General features: G+C 35.6%; 13 protein-coding genes and 1 pseudogene. 5 read left to right on the forward strand and 9 right to left on the reverse strand.

Going from position 1 to position 15,590, the window contains the following annotated elements; translation table 11 throughout:
• Positions 1-5 precede the first annotated feature (5 nt).
• From B0E44_RS16950 to aspS, 4 genes are all read right to left on the reverse strand, one after another.
• A complete protein-coding gene (locus tag B0E44_RS16950) occupies positions 6-554 on the reverse strand; it encodes an NADH-quinone oxidoreductase subunit B (RefSeq protein WP_077378384.1) in 549 nt (182 codons plus the stop codon).
• Between the two features lie 87 nt (positions 555-641).
• Positions 642-1,007, reverse strand: coding sequence for an NADH-quinone oxidoreductase subunit A (locus tag B0E44_RS16955; protein ID WP_077378008.1), 366 nt, complete (start codon positions 1,005-1,007; stop codon positions 642-644).
• 235 nt (positions 1,008-1,242) lie between these two features.
• Positions 1,243-1,437 carry a cold-shock protein gene (locus tag B0E44_RS16960; RefSeq protein ID WP_077378011.1) on the reverse strand — a complete coding sequence of 65 codons (195 nt, stop codon included), beginning with the start codon at positions 1,435-1,437 and terminating at the stop codon, positions 1,243-1,245.
• 109 nt (positions 1,438-1,546) lie between these two features.
• Positions 1,547-3,301, reverse strand: a complete 1,755-nt coding sequence (gene aspS / locus B0E44_RS16965; RefSeq protein WP_077378014.1) for an aspartate--tRNA ligase — start codon at positions 3,299-3,301, stop codon at positions 1,547-1,549.
• 149 nt (positions 3,302-3,450) lie between these two features.
• Between aspS and B0E44_RS16970 the strand changes: the two genes are divergently transcribed.
• The 3 genes from B0E44_RS16970 (at position 3,451) to B0E44_RS16980 (ending at position 5,719) form a co-directional block, all read left to right on the forward strand.
• Complete coding sequence (locus B0E44_RS16970) at positions 3,451-4,449, forward strand: TlpA disulfide reductase family protein (protein WP_077378017.1); 999 nt, start codon at positions 3,451-3,453, stop codon at positions 4,447-4,449.
• Positions 4,450-4,669: 220 nt separating this feature from the next.
• On the forward strand, positions 4,670-5,032 hold the full coding sequence (locus B0E44_RS16975; RefSeq protein ID WP_077378020.1) for a toxin-antitoxin system YwqK family antitoxin: 363 nt from the start codon (positions 4,670-4,672) through the stop codon (positions 5,030-5,032).
• 414 nt (positions 5,033-5,446) lie between these two features.
• Entirely contained in the window at positions 5,447-5,719 is a 273-nt protein-coding gene (locus tag B0E44_RS16980; protein ID WP_077378023.1) for a DUF4242 domain-containing protein, read from the forward strand.
• 264 nt (positions 5,720-5,983) lie between these two features.
• Here B0E44_RS16980 and B0E44_RS16985 read toward each other — a convergent pair whose 3' ends face one another.
• The 5 genes from B0E44_RS16985 to B0E44_RS17005 all read right to left on the reverse strand — a co-directional run bounded on the left by B0E44_RS16985 (position 5,984) and on the right by B0E44_RS17005 (position 14,159).
• Positions 5,984-7,222: a TMEM143 family protein gene (locus B0E44_RS16985; protein WP_077378026.1), complete on the reverse strand. Its 1,239-nt coding sequence runs from the start codon at positions 7,220-7,222 to the stop codon at positions 5,984-5,986.
• Between the two features lie 279 nt (positions 7,223-7,501).
• Positions 7,502-10,966: an efflux RND transporter permease subunit gene (locus B0E44_RS16990; protein ID WP_077378028.1), complete on the reverse strand. Its 3,465-nt coding sequence runs from the start codon at positions 10,964-10,966 to the stop codon at positions 7,502-7,504.
• A 93-nt stretch (positions 10,967-11,059) separates the two neighbouring features.
• Positions 11,060-12,202 carry an efflux RND transporter periplasmic adaptor subunit gene (locus B0E44_RS16995; RefSeq protein WP_077378387.1) on the reverse strand — a complete coding sequence of 381 codons (1,143 nt, stop codon included), beginning with the start codon at positions 12,200-12,202 and terminating at the stop codon, positions 11,060-11,062.
• 23 nt (positions 12,203-12,225) lie between these two features.
• Positions 12,226-13,563, reverse strand: coding sequence for a TolC family protein (locus B0E44_RS17000; protein WP_077378031.1), 1,338 nt, complete (start codon positions 13,561-13,563; stop codon positions 12,226-12,228).
• Complete coding sequence (locus B0E44_RS17005; protein ID WP_077378034.1) at positions 13,563-14,159, reverse strand: TetR/AcrR family transcriptional regulator; 597 nt, start codon at positions 14,157-14,159, stop codon at positions 13,563-13,565. The genes B0E44_RS17000 and B0E44_RS17005 overlap by 1 nt, the downstream gene beginning before the upstream one ends.
• A 454-nt stretch (positions 14,160-14,613) precedes the next feature.
• On the opposite strand from B0E44_RS17005, the gene B0E44_RS17010 reads away from it, so the two are divergent.
• Together B0E44_RS17010 and B0E44_RS17015 are read left to right on the forward strand one after the other, a co-directional pair.
• On the forward strand, positions 14,614-15,039 hold the full coding sequence (locus tag B0E44_RS17010; protein WP_077378038.1) for a VOC family protein: 426 nt from the start codon (positions 14,614-14,616) through the stop codon (positions 15,037-15,039).
• 186 nt (positions 15,040-15,225) lie between these two features.
• A pseudogene (locus B0E44_RS17015) lies at positions 15,226-15,549 on the forward strand (ORF6N domain-containing protein); the annotation flags it as partial.
• Positions 15,550-15,590: the final 41 nt, after the last annotated feature.

Genomic DNA, 15,590 nt, shown 5'->3' on the forward strand with positions numbered 1-15,590 from the left:
TTTACTTATTGAATGTTATAAGATGCCAATAATTCTTGGTACTCTGGTGAACTTCTTCTTCTTACAGATTCGCTTTTTACTAAGTCTTGTAATCTCATAACTCCATCCACAATTTGTTCTGGACGTGGTGGGCAACCAGGAACATATACATCAACAGGAATTACTTTGTCAATTCCTTGCAATACTGAGTAAGTATCGAAAATTCCTCCCGAACAAGCACAAGCACCAACTGATATTACCCATCTAGGTTCTGCCATTTGTTCGTACACTTGACGTAAAATTGGAGCCATTTTTTTGGAGATTGTTCCCATTACCAATAGCATGTCGGCTTGACGAGGAGAGAAACTCACTCTTTCAGAACCAAAACGGGCTAAATCATAATGCGAAGCCATTGTTGCCATAAATTCGATTCCGCAACAAGAGGTTGCAAAAGGTAAAGGCCAAAGCGAATTGGCACGTGCTAATCCAACAACGTCATTCAGTTTTGTAGCAAAGAATCCTTCACCAACAACACCTTCTGGAGGGGCTACCATATTTATTTTTGAATCGCTCATTTTAATTTTTTTATTTTGAACGTTGAATTTTAAATTTTTGAATATTTCAATTAATTTATAATTCAGCATTTATAATTTAAAATATTTTTATTCCCACTCTAAAGCTTTCTTCTTGATGATATAGAAAAAACCAACCAAAAGAAGCATCATAAAGATAATCATTTTTATCATTCCTTCAATTCCTAACTCTTTGAAATTCACGGCCCAAGGATATAAAAATATCACCTCGACATCAAAAAGAACAAACAAAATAGCAACTAAAAAATATTTTACCGAAAAAGGAATTCTTGCATTTCCTACAGATTCAATACCACATTCGAAGTTTTTGTCTTTATTTTCCGATGATCTTTTTGGTCCAAGCTTGCCTGAAATTATGATGATAGCTATGACAAATCCTACAGCTAAAACAAGCTGCATGAAGACTGGGATATAGTTTAATTGTTCAGATTGCATAATTGTCAATTTTTGCTTTAAATTAAGCGACAAAGATAGCTTTAGTGTAATTAAAACACAAGTTTTACAGCGAATTTAGTAGGGACATTGACTTGATATAATCCTAATTTTTAATGATTATAAATAAGGATAGTGACTACTGTTTTTTTAGAATGGGCACAAAAAAAAACGTTCCGAAACTAATCGGAACGTTTTTTAGACGCTTTTTGCAAAAAATATGTAACTATTTTTATGCTTAAAGAACTGCAACTTTAGCAGCAACTTTACCTTTTCTTCCTTCTTCTTCTTCATAGCTTACTCTGTCACCTTCGCGCAATTCTTCCGCGTTGATTCCTGATGCATGAACAAAAATGTCTTTTCCTGTTTCTTCGTCTGTAATGAATCCGTAACCTTTAGATTCATTGAAAAATTTAACTGTACCTGTACGCATTGTAATAGTAATAATAATTTATAATGAGGCAAATGTAATCTTTAATCTAATACGAAAACCATTCTCATAATATTTTTTTTCTAAAATTATTGATATTCAACCTTTTCACCTAATTTGTTAAATTTAATTTAATATGTAATTCCTTTAATTGTGATTCGTCAATAACAGACGGAGCGTCAATCATTACGTCTCTTCCAGAGTTGTTTTTTGGGAATGCAATAAAATCACGAATAGTCTCTTGTCCCCCTAAAATAGCCACTAGACGATCCAATCCAAAAGCTAAACCACCGTGAGGAGGTGCTCCAAATTGGAAAGCATCCATTAGGAAGCCAAATTGTGCTTTTGCTTCTTCTTCTGTAAAGCCTAAATATTTAAACATTAATTGTTGTGTCGCTTTGTCGTGAATACGAATTGAACCTCCACCAATTTCATTTCCGTTCAAAACCATATCGTAGGCATTGGCACGAACTTTTCCAGGATTGGTTTCCAATAAGTGCATGTCTTCTGGTTTTGGAGAAGTAAATGGATGGTGCATTGCATGGTAGCGTCCGCTTTCTTCATCAAATTCCAATAAAGGGAAATCTACAACCCAAAGAGGTGCAAATTCAGCAGGATTCCTTAATCCCAAACGAGTTGCCAATTCCATACGCAAAGCACTCAATTGTGCTCTTGTTTTATCGGCTGGTCCAGAAAGAACAAAAATCATATCACCAGGTTTTGCTCCGGTTGTTTTTGCCCAATTGGTCAAGTCTTCTTGATCGTAGAATTTATCTACCGATGATTTGAAAGTTCCATCATCGTTACATTTTGCATAAACCATTCCGCTGGCGCCTACTTGTGGACGTTTTACCCAGTCAATCAAGGCGTCAATTTCTTTACGGGTATAATTTCCAGCTCCAGGAACTGCGATTCCAACAACTAATTCGGCTGCGTTGAAAACTGGAAAATCTTTATGTTGCGCAAATTCGTTCAATTCACCAAATTCCATTCCGAAACGAATGTCCGGTTTGTCATTTCCGTATGTTTTCATGGCATAATCGTAAGTGATTCTTGGGAATTTGTCTACTTCGATACCTTTTATTTCTTTTAGCAAATGACGGGTTAAACCTTCAAATACATTCAAAATATCTTCTTGCTCCACAAAAGCCATTTCGCAGTCAATTTGTGTAAACTCCGGTTGTCTGTCTGCGCGTAAATCTTCGTCACGGAAACATTTTACGATTTGGAAATATTTGTCCATTCCACCCACCATCAATAATTGTTTGAAAGTTTGTGGAGATTGTGGTAAAGCATAGAATTGTCCTTCGTTCATACGGGATGGAACAACAAAATCTCTTGCTCCTTCTGGAGTTGATTTTATTAAATAAGGAGTTTCCACCTCACAGAAATCAAGATCAGAAAGGTATTTACGTACTTCCATTGCCACTTTGTGACGGAAAAGCAAACTATTTTTTACCGGATTTCTACGAATGTCCAAGTAGCGGTATTTCATTCGGATGTCTTCACCACCATCAGTTTCATCTTCGATAGTAAACGGAGGAGTTAAAGCGGCATTTAATATGTTTAGTTCAGTTACTAAAATTTCAATTTCACCTGTAGGAATGTTTTTGTTTTTGGCTTCACGCTCGATAACTGTTCCTTTCACTTGGATCACATATTCGCGACCCAATGTTTTGGCAGCTTCAAAAACTTCTTTTATAGAACGGCTTTCGTCAAAAATCAATTGTGTAATTCCATAACGGTCGCGTAAATCTACCCAATTCATAAATCCTTTGTCTCTAGATTTTTGAACCCAACCGGCAAGTGTAACTTCTGTATTGATATGTGAGGCATTCAATTCGCCACAATTATGACTTCTGTACATGTTATAAATTTTAGACTGCAAAAGTAAACACAAAAATTAAATAATCTTGAAAAGCATTCAACTTCAATGAAATTAAAATTTTGTTAATTTTTTTAACACCATGTCATTTAGGTTTAGATTTGAAATATAAAAATTTTAATTATTTGTTTATGAGAAAAATATTAAGTGTTTTAGTTGTCTTTATGATTTCTTTTTTGAGTAATGCTCAAGCTAAAAAATATGTTACTTTTCAGGCTGAAATTGCCAATAGAAATGGAGATTCTGTCTTCATTCGAGCTAATAAAAAAATAATTAAGAAAATCGCAGTCAATAAAAATGGGGTTTTTAAAGACACCATGAATGTATCCGAAGGGCCTTATCTGCTTTATGATGGAGTCGAATATACTAGTTTGTATTTAAAAAACGGGTATGATTTAAAATTGAAAATGGATGCTAAAAAGTTTGATGAATCTATAGTTTATAAAGGAAAAGGTTCTCTTGAAAATAATTATTTGGCACAAAGAACAATTTCGGATTCAAAGTACGATTATGATGCATTGTTGGCAGCAAGCCCAGCAGATTTTAAAAAGCTGTCAGATCAAAAAAATGCATCAGATTTAGCAAAATTAAATAATGGTAAATTTGATTCTAATTTTATTACTGTCCAAAAAAAGGATATTGAACAGTCCCTAGCAGGTTTGACTAAATATTATGAGCAGGGGCAAGAGAATAAAAAGATGAATAATTCTCAATCTCCTACTTTTGATTATTTGAATTATGCTGGAGGACAAACAAAATTAGAGGACTTAAAAGGTAAATATGTTTACATTGATGTTTGGGCTACTTGGTGCGGACCTTGTCGTCAAGAAATTCCGTTTTTGCAAGAAATAGAAAAAAAATATCACGGCAAGAATATCACTTTTGTGAGTATTTCTATTGACAAATTGAAAGATCAGGAAAAATGGAGAGCCATGGTTAAAGATAAATCATTGGGCGGTGTTCAGCTTTTTGCAGACAATGACTGGAATTCTAAATTTATTACGGATTATAAAATTACCGGTATTCCGAGATTTATTTTAATTGACCCAAAAGGCATAATCGTAAAGGCCGATGCAGTAAGACCTTCCTCGCCAGATTTAGTAAAAGAGCTTGATTCTTTACTCAATTAATAATAGTTGCGAAGCAGTTATTTTTTTTGTCACCATTAAAATGCTTTGATTTACTTTTTTATCTAAAAATGAACATAAAAGTGTCGGATTTTTCGCTTCCTTTTGATTTCCAATGTTAAGCTTTTGTCTATGTTATGAAATTGTTATCAAAATGTTTTTTTAATGTAAAATTTGTTTTTAATTTTGGGGTATAAGATGTAAACAATTAAAAACTAACGATATGAAAAAGCTTGTAATTTTAGTAGCTGTATTATTCTCAGGGGTTATTTTTGCACAAGAGGCAAAACCCGTTTTGGAACCATTTGGAAAAAAAATAAAAGCCACCTATTTTCATGATAATGGACAAGTGCAGCAGGAAGGCTATTTTGAAAACGGTAAACCGGAAGGAATCTGGGTATCCTATAATGAATCTGGGGATAAAATTGCTTCAGGGGAATATGTTGCAGGCGTAAAAACAGGCAAATGGTTTTTCTGGTCTCAAGTAGATGGAAAAAATAGTCTTAGCGAAGTGGATTTCTCCAATAACAAAATTGAGAAAGTTAAAAATTGGAGACAAGATGCTTTTGCAACTTCAAACGAGTAGCAATACATAGTTAATTTAAGAAAAGGAGAAAGTCTGTATAGATCTTCTCCTTTTTTTATTGTGCTTTTCGGTGTTATAACTTTGTTAAGTTCGAATTTGTTTAATTGTATTTATTGTACCTTTATTATAGAAATACAGCTTATATTTTAAGGTGAAATAGAGAATCAGTTAGTTTAAATATCTATTTGTCAGAGTCCTGAATTATAAGGTTTGTGTTTGCTAAGAAATCGGCTTTTATAGATTACTGTATTAGCCGATTTTGATTGTTTTAGTGCTTTTTAGAGTTTATTGAATTTAAAAAGCAATTGTGTGTACTGCCCCTTTCTGCATAAATCTCTTTATTCTCTCAATTGTTTTTTAAAGGGAAAAGCGATTTTCTATAATTATTTAATTCTAATTTTTAATCTAATTAGTATGCCAAAGTATGTTATTGAAAGGGAAATTCCAAACGCAGGAAATTTAACACCTGAACAATTAAAGGAAATTTCGAATGCATCTTGTGATGTTCTTAGAAAAATGGGGCCAGAAATACAATGGAAACACAGTTACGTGACAGATGACAAAATTTATTGTGTTTATATTGCCCCGAATGCAGAAATGATTAGGGAACATGCCGATAAAGGTGGGTTTCCAGCCAATAAAATAAGTCTTGTTTCGGAAATTATCGACCCGGTTACTGCGGAGTAGCAAGTTATGGCTTATTTTGGAAAAGGAGAAATTCGTTCGATTTTCTCCTTTTTTTGTATTTTTAACCAAGGTAATCAATGTGTAAAAAAATCAACCGCAGATTCGGAGATTATTTTCTTTAAAAGCTAAATTTTTCTAATTATAAAATAATTAATTTGCGCTAATTCAGTTGAAAGCGGTTAATATATTATAAAATAATTATTGGAATCTGCGAATCTGCGGTGAAAATAACTCATACGTTTATCCTGTGTTTTAAACTAGGTATTAATTCGTAACCAATTGATTATACTCAAAAACCCCATCCCAAATTTCGTCCATTCTAACAAGAGCCTTGTCCAAAGGAATAACTTCCCATTTTCCGTTCGTTTCAAATGCAAGACCGCTGTTTTTTAATTTCAGCAGTGCATCATATACATCAAAATCCAGATCGGTATTGTGTTTTGTTTTAAACCAGGATTCAATTTGATGATCGAGTTCATCTTCCGTCAAAGGAGTTTCACTTTTGTTCAAAAAGGAATAAGCCAAGATGGTTTCTTTCAGGACTTCCTCTTCAGATGAATTCAGCAAAGAATAAAATGCCCCGCTGTTATTTCCAAGATTCTTAAAATACAGACTGTCAGAAAGCATTTTAGAATACTTTATCTTCTTGTTTACAAAGTTGTTGTACTGGCGAAATAAGTACGCACCCAAAATTCCAAGCGCAATTAATCCTTGGTTCAAAGACGTTTTGCTGTTTAATAAATCTATAGTTTCTCCAGATTCGTATGCCGATTGCATTGTAATCAATGCCGGAATTACCTTGGTGCTCAATAATGAAATTCCACCGACAAGACCCGGAACCCATAATAACAATTTGTCGGTTAACGACATTTTGGGAATCGCATTCGGGAAAATCGTTTCAAGATCGTTTTTGGGAACGCGTTTAAAAATTTTCAAGACGACTGTACCAGGCTCGATCAGAGTTTTGTTTTTTTTAAGCTTGTTTTTTTTGTAATAATCGGCATCGTGATAGCTAAGGTAAATCATCACTCGGTCATAATATTCGACCTCAATTTTTTTCTTCCAAAAAATATATTTACTAACCTTTTCTTTGGCAGTATGCTGACCTCTCACATAAATTTCATAATCCTTATAAACATCTAAGTCAATAGCCAGTTTTAAGCCTATCAAATCCGAATCCTTGAAAGCCTGATCCAAAGTTTCTTGACCCACACGGCGATAATTACTCAAATCGAGAACCTTAAGCAGATTTTCCTTGAAAAGCCCAAAATCACTTTTGTCCTTAAAAATTTCTCTTTCTTTCGGATGCAAATCAGGGTCAAAAAAAGCGTAATGCTGCTTTATATTCCGAATCAGATTAAACGCTTCATAGTGAAAATAATGTTCAATGATGTCAAACAGCTTTTTGAAGTCTTCAACCTGCTTTTCATCACCGGCAAATTCAGCCAATTGCTCTTCGAGTAAGAATTCCTTATCAAACGGGATATAATGTTCTCTTTTCATATTGAATTCGGCGCTTTAAAGTAATTTTTTAAAAGTCCGGCAAAGGTAAAGCACAAAACTCAAATTTTAAAAATAATAAGGAGCGAAAGAATGGGCTTTATCGGGAAATATGGGTTCCTGTTGTCCGCTATATCTTTTCCTTTTTAAAGAAAAAGGAAAAGGATGCCGCTTCCATCAGGGCTAAAAAGTAGGCAAAGGGATTTTTTGGAAAATTTTATACAAAACAAAAACCCACCCAAAAATCAAATTTCAGGTGGGTTTTCATAAAGTTTAAAAAATCTATATTTTGGCAGCCTGAGTTTTTCTTCTGTCTCTCAACCAATATTTAGTTCTCTTCACCAAATAGAACATCACTGGTACCATTACCAAGGTCAATACCGTCGCGTAGGTCAATCCGAAGATGATGGTCCAGGCCAAAGGTCCCCAGAAGATAACATTATCTCCTCCCATAAAAATGTGTGGATTCAAGTCAGTTATTAAGGAGAAAAAGTCAAAATTCAGTCCAATCGCCAGCGGAATTAACCCCAAAACAGCTGTCAAAGCAGTCAGCAATACAGGACGCAATCTTGATTTACCAGACTCGATGATTACTTCTTTAATTTCTTCTATTGTTAAATCATCGTGGCTTTCCAAATGGTTGTCGGCAACTTTTTTGTCTAATAATAAAACAAAGAAATCCATTAATACGATACCATTTTTCACCACAATACCCGCCAGCGAAATGATTCCCATCATCGTCATCAGAATCACAAAATCCATGTTGGCAATTACGTAACCATAAAATACTCCACTAAAACTCAGGATTACAGTAAACAGAATTACCATCGTTTTGGAAACCGAATTAAACTGCAATACAATAATAATCGTAATTCCCGCTAATGCTAAAAATAAGGCATACAGCAGAAAGCTTTGGTTTTTGCCTTGCTCTTCCTGAACTCCGGAGAAGGAATAGGTAACTGTTTTCGGAAGTTGATAGCCTTTTAAGTCGGCTTCAATCTGTTTGGTGATTTCGTCACCGTTGTAACCTGTCAAAACATTGGAATAAACCGTCATAATACGTTTTTGGTTTTTTCTTTTGATTTGGTTGTAGGTGGTTGTTTTCTCTGTTTCCGAAACCGCCGAAATCGGCACCTGCATCATTTGTCCGTTAGCAGGATTTCTGAAAGTCAGCGCCTGATTGAATAATATGTTTTCGTTCTTACGCTGATCATCTTGCATACGCATCGTGATGTTGTAGTCGTCATCGCCTTCTTTGTATGTCGAAATTTCCTGTCCATACACGGAACGGCGCAGATTGAATCCCAGCTGCCCTGTCGAAACGCCCAAACTTCCCGCACTTACGCGGTCTACTTTTACCTCAAGTTCCGGGCTTTCTTTATTAACATCAATGCTCAAACGCTCAATTCCGGGAATGTTTTTGGAATTGATAAAAGCAATCATCTTGTCCGCTTCTTTCAGCATTTCTTCATAATCGATTCCTGTCAGCTGAATACTGATTGGGTAACCAGCCGGTGGTCCGTTGGCATCTTTCTCAACGGTTACCGTAGCTCCAGCAATTGCTTTTACTTTTCCTCTGATTTCTTCGAGAATATCGGCAGTGTTGATGCCTCTTCTGAATTTGAATTCGGAGAAATTCACCGTCACTTTTCCTTTAAAAGGTGTTTCCGAAGCCGATCCTGCATCGACGTTTGGATTACCAGCTCCAACACCCACTTGGGATACGATGGATTCAGCCAGATAGTTTTTGTCAGTTTTTGGATCGATATATTTACTTAAAATAGAAATCACCTGTTTTTCTACAAATAGCGTAGCCTTATTGGTTTTTTCAATGTCTGTTCCTTGTGGGTATTCGATATAAGTGATTACCTGATTTGGAATGTTATCTGGGAAGAAAAGCACTTTTCTAGGGAATATTCCCAGAAGAATGAAGGAGAAAAATAACAGACCGATGATTCCGAACAAAGCATACCAAGCTCTTCTTGGAGTAAGTATTTTGGCCAAAAAGCTTTTGTATCTTTCTTCCATTCTAGGAAAAAAGCTATGCTGAAAATCTTGTGTCCATTGGTACAATTTTAATTTGTACAGCCACATCAATCCAAGGGAAATAATAGCTAAGTGTCCAATGGCTTTTGCAAATTTAGAATCATAAATATTTCCAAGAAGTACAAAAATAACGGCAATAACGGTAAAAAATATCGAGTAGGTTTTAGCCGATTTTTTAGTCACATTTCGGTCTTCAATATCCATCGAACCTCCAGTCATAGCCGCATTGACAACCATTGCAACAAATAACGATGCAGAAAGTGTTACGGTTAACGTAATTGGGAAATATTTCATGAATTTACCCATAGTTCCCGGCCATAACGCAAAAGGCAGGAACGCCATCAAGGTTGTAGCGGTAGAGGAAATTACGGGCCATGCGATTTCGCCAATACCGACTTTTGAAGCTTCGACGCGATTCATGCCTTTTTTCATGTTGGCAAATACGTTATCGACCACCACAATTCCGTCATCCACGAGCATTCCCAGTCCCATTACCAATCCGAAGAGTACCATCGTGTTCAGTGTAAGTCCAAATGCCGATAGTATACTAAACGCCATCAGCATTGATAAAGGAATCGCTGCGCCCACAAATAATGAATTTCGAAGTCCCATTGTAAACATCAGTACAATCATTACGAGTACAATACCGAAAATGATATGGTTCGAAAGTTCATCAACCTGATGTTCTACTCGGGAAGATTGGTCATTAGTCAATTCAATTTTTAGATTCGAGGGTAAATAAGAAGCTTTGGCGTCTTCAATTTTTTCTTTAACCTGTTCAATAGCCGAAATCATATTCTCATTGGAACGTTTTTTTACGCTCAGCATCACCACTTCAGTTCCTTTCTCACGGGCATAAGTGGTTTTTTCTTTTTCTTTGAAACTGACTACTGCAATATCTTTTAGGTAAACGGTTCCTCCATTGTGTTTTACAATGATGTTTTCCAGTTCTTTCGGATCTTTGATTTCGCCCACAATTCGGATGTTGTTTCTTGAACCTTGTGAAATTAAATTTCCTCCCGAAAGTGTCATGTTTTCATATTTGACTGAATTTTGAATATCGTCAAAAGAAACTTGGGCTGCTGTCATTTTGAAAATATCAACGGCAATTTCCACCTCTTTATCATCAACACCCAGAATGTCCACTTTTTTTACTTCGGGAATTTCTTCAATATCGTCCTGAAGCAGTTCTCCGTATTTTTTAAGCTGCTGTGTTGTGTAATTTCCCTGCAAATTGATGTTCAGAATCGGCACTTCTTCCGAAATGTTCAATTCAAATACGCTTGGTTCTACTTTGCTTCCGTTGTCAAGATTTGGCCAGTCGGTATCTGCTTTTACGATATCGACTTTGTCCTTAATTTTAGTTTTGGCATCCAAAATGGTTACTTTATCTTCAAACTCAACGATAATCATTCCATAATCTTGAAAGGAACTGGACGTGATTTTATCGACTCCGCTGATGTTCTTGATTTCTTTTTCCAGCGGTTTGATGATTAGTTTCTCTACATCCTCGGCTGAATTCCCAGGGAAAACAGACGAAATGTAAACCTTATTTTCTATAATTTCCGGAAAATCCTCGCGGGGCATCGTAACATAGGCAATGGTTCCTGTGATTACAATCAGTAAAGTCAGGATATAGACTGTAACGCGGTTTTCGACAGCCCAACTTGATATTCCGAATTCTTTATTTTGATGTGACATAAGTTTTTGGTTTAAGGTGGTTTAATGTTGTTTAAAAGTTTAAATAGGGTTGTATTTTAAACAACCTTAAACAGTTAAACAATTTTAAACTTTTTAAAAATTCAATTTCATCCCGTCCGAAATAGTGTTCATGCCTTCGGTAACTATTATGGCATCCGAATCCAAACCGCTTAAAATCTCGGTTACATTGTCTGATGACAGACCTGTTTTGACAATTACTTTTTTGGCAATGCCTGATTTCCCTGTAGAGTTTGTTACTGTGTACACAAAACTATTTTTCTTAGAATCCTGCTGAATCACATTAGTCGGAACAACTACAGCATTTTTACTCACGTAATCAATCACTTTCATTTTTGCGACTTGGTTAGGACGCAATAAATTTTCCGGATTGGGAACGCTAACTTCAATTCCGAAACTTCTGTTGTTTGGATTGATAAAATTACCAATTTGGCGTACTTTTCCTTTGTAGGTTTTGTTCAATGAAGTTAAGTAAACATCTACCTCAGTACCAATTTTCAGTTTCCCGATATAGGTTTCAGGAATCGAGGTAGAAACATACATATTTCCAAGATTCACGATTCTCATTAACCCTTGCGGGCTTGCAGAAACCACTTCCCCTTTTTCAACATACACTTCGTCTATGGTTCCTGAAAATGGTGCTCTGATTACTGTTTTTGCAATTTGGGCGTTGATTTGCGCTACTGCTTTTTGCGCTGAAATCATTTGAGCCTGTGCTTGAAGGTATTGTATTTCGGAACCTATTTTTTGATTCCATAGATTTTTTTGACGTTCAAAAGTAGTTTTGGCAAGAGCATATTGGTTTTCGGCACTGGCCAATTGCTGGCTCATACCGCCATCATCTGTGCGACCCAAAACTTGTCCTTTGCTTACTTTTTGTCCCGCTTTTACATTCAATTGCACTAAGTTTCCAGGGAATTCAGGCTGAATTAATACATTCTCGTTGGTGTTAACGCTTCCCTGCACCTCAAGATAATGGTTGAATGTAGTGTCTTTCAATTTTGCGGCGCTAACCAATGCCTCGACTTCTTTGTTTACTTCCAAACCAGCCAATGCTTCATCGATTTGAGAAAGTTGGAGCTGTAGTTCGGCTTTTTTGGCAGTTATCGCTTTTACGTCTTTGGATGCAATTATACTGTCGATTGATTGGTTTTTCTCTGATGAATTACAAGCAATCAATACAATTGAAATAACGGTTAGGATTAGTATCTTTTTCATATTTTTAGTTTTAACGGTAGTCATTATTTAGTGGTTATTTTTTCTAAACTGGCTTTTTTGTTGATGATGTTAACCATCGTTTGCAAGTATTTTTGTTGAGCGCTGTACAATTGACGTTGTGCATCATTAAAGTCAAAGCTGGTAGAGAGCCCTTCAGTAAATTTAATCTGCTGTTTTTTCTCAATTCTTTCTGCCAGATTCAGATTGCTTTTTGCAGTTTCGTAATCGGCGATACTGTATTCGTATTCACTTTTTGCGGTAGCATATTGCAATTTCAATTTTTGTTCGGTTTCGCTTAACACTGTCTTTGCTTGATCCAAAGCAATTTTTGCTTGTTGTGTTCTTGAGCTTCTTGCCAAACTACTAAATATGGGAACATTTAGGCTAAGCCCAAGATTGGAATAGTTAAACCAATTTTGATGTTGTGTAAAAAATTGAAACTCATCTTTAAAAGCAGTGTATCCAAAATTAAGATTGGCAGCTAATGAGGGTAGGGCTTTACTTTTTTCCAGTTTGTATTCCAGTGTTCTTTGCTCTTCAAAATTGGAGGCTATCCTAAAATTGATATTATTGTTCACGTCAAATTCTGTATTTGAAAAGGACATATCCATATTTTGAATAGTAAGGACATCCAATTTGTCGGTCAATGTGATTTGGTCATTAATGGCTATGCCTAAATTAATTTTTAGCATTTTGTAGGTGATATCCAATAAACGCTTGTTGTAGTTTAAGGTGCTTTCCAATGAGGATAATGTGATTTGCAATTGCTCTACGCTTTCTTCTTCGATTAAACCGTTTTTATAAATGGCTTTGGTGTCGTTCAACGTTTTTTGTAGGGAAGCAATATTTTTTTCTAAGATTGCTATGTTTTCTTGGGCCAATAAAACGTTGCCATAAGAGTTAATAACCATTTCTTTGATTTCTATATCGGATCTTTTTTTGGCGTTTTCATAATAGGCCAAATAGGTTTTGGACGCCTGAAGAGCCACGATATACGAACCGTCAAAGATAAGCTGGCTCAAGGTGGAGCGAGCAATCATTGTATGTTTGGTTCCAAAAGCCACTTCTATGTAATCTCCTGGGTTTCCTCCGGCAAATTCAGCTGGGATTACCGATTTTTGCAATACGAAATTGTTTGTATAATCCACACCAGCATTAATCTGTGGCAAGCCCATTGCGGTTGTTTCCCATTTTTTTTCTTTGGCCGCTTCAATATCGCGTCCTGAATTGATAGCTGAATAGTTGTATTCGAGTGCGTGGTCTATTGCCTGCTGTAATGAAAAGGAGTAACTCTTTGCCGAGTCTTGGGCATTGATGCTCAAACTCAAGAGCGTAAGCATTAGAATGAATATGTTTTTCATTATATTTTGGTTTTAAGTAATTGTTTTTCAAGTTCGGCTATTCCTTTTGGCGTTGCCATTGCTCTGGTATGGTACTCCAGGGCCTGTAATTCTAGTTTTGTAGCTTCTCTTTCGGAGCTGGTGTTTTCTTTGATGCTAAAAATTAAGGAGTAATAAAATTTAACGTAGATGTCAACATCGAGATCTTCCCGGTATAATTCCTGCTCAATGCCTTTTACAATATTTTGTTTAAAGCACATATTGCATTCATCCAGTTCCCTGCTCATTACCTTTTGATAGATTTCGGGATAATGTTTTTTTAATTGATAAAGCGGAGAAGTGTCTGCCGCCTGAAACATTTCTTTGAACATTTTCCGAATCTCAAAATTCTCTTCAATGGCATTGTAGTCTTTGGCAACAATGGTATTTATGATTTCGTGAACGGTTTTGTGAACCATTTCCGTGCTTTCCTCAATCAGTATTTCTTTGTTGCAGAAATATTTGTAAATCGTTTTTTTGGAAATGCACATTTCGCAGGCGATATCGTCCATAGTGACACTTTTAAAACCAAGTTTTAAAAATAAATCGCTTGCTTTGGATATGATTTTTTCTTTCATTTTTTGGTGGTAACTTGTTGGTTAGTGGTTTTTTTTGATTTTACTTGGCTGATTATAATAGTTTTAATGATGAATAAATTCTAAAGAGGCAATGAGTTTAATGTCTGTGTCAACTGCTTTTTATTCTTTGTCCTTTTTTGTAATAAATTTGTAATGCAAATATAACAATGGAAACTTTATAAACAAATTAAGTTTCCATTGTTTTGTTTTAATTATGCTAATTACTAGATAATTAACTTTTAAATGCTACTATATGGCTACCTATTTGTAACTATTATTTATTAAATTTGAAAGGCAATACAACTACCCTTTTTTTGACCAAGCTACCTAAATAGTGTGGATATGTGAGATTTTATGAGACCTACAAGCGAGTTAGGCGTCATTGTATTGCGACACCCTGCACTCAGAAAATTGGAATAAGAAATAATAAAAGCAACTTAAAATAATAAAAATCATGGCACTTATCAATCCTCACGTTAACTTCAACGGAAATGCAGAAGAAGCATTCAATTTTTACAAATCGGTATTTGGTGGAGAGTTCGAAAGAATTGTTCGTTTCAAAGAGATGTCGAACGATGAATACCCGATACCCGAAAAGGAAGCCAATAAAATAATGCACATTGCCTTATCTATTGGCCCAAATTTTTTGATGGGCAATGACGTTCCGGAAAGTATGGGTCCAGTAAATGAAAATGAAAATAGATCTAAAATATCGATTAGCGCAGAAAGTCGTGATGAAGCCGACAAACTATTTAGCGGACTTTCGGCGGGAGGAAATGTTGAATACCCTATTGGTGACAGCCCTTGGGGCTCTTATTTTGGGATGTTTAGAGACAAATACGGCATTGAATGGATGATCGATTTTGTCGCAAAAGTATAACCAACGACAACGAACAGACGAAGCAAACCACTGCGCTACGCAAATGTCTCATGACTTTGCGTTTTTTTATAGTTCTTGAAAGTTATAAATATGATAAAAGTCTCCCGACTTTTTTTGTAAATACCTTTAGAATCTCATGTTTTTCAAACAGTCTGGCTGCGTATTCTATGACTTCAGCAGGAGTTTGAAATCTTGAGGAGCCAATTTGTCACCTCAAATTGGGGAGGCACAAGATATATGCCTATGGCATTTACAGAACAAGGCGTGGCGATGTTATCGACTGTATTAAACAGCCCAAGAGCTATAAAAGTAAGTATTCAAATCATTCGCGTATTTACCAAAGTAAGAGAAATGCTTACTGATAGTTTGAGTGTGAAATTGGAAATCGAAGAAATTAAAAAGAAACTCACCAATCACGGTAGAAATATAGAACTGGTATTTAGCTATCTCGATGAATTGATTGATAAAAAAGACAATACAGAACCAAGAAAAAAAATAGGTTACAAATAGAAATCAAGGAGCTGAGGACACGGAAGCTCGTATCAGGGCAT

It is taken from the genome of Flavobacterium sp. A45 (assembly GCF_002001005.1).
Taxonomy (GTDB): Bacteria; Bacteroidota; Bacteroidia; order Flavobacteriales; family Flavobacteriaceae; genus Flavobacterium.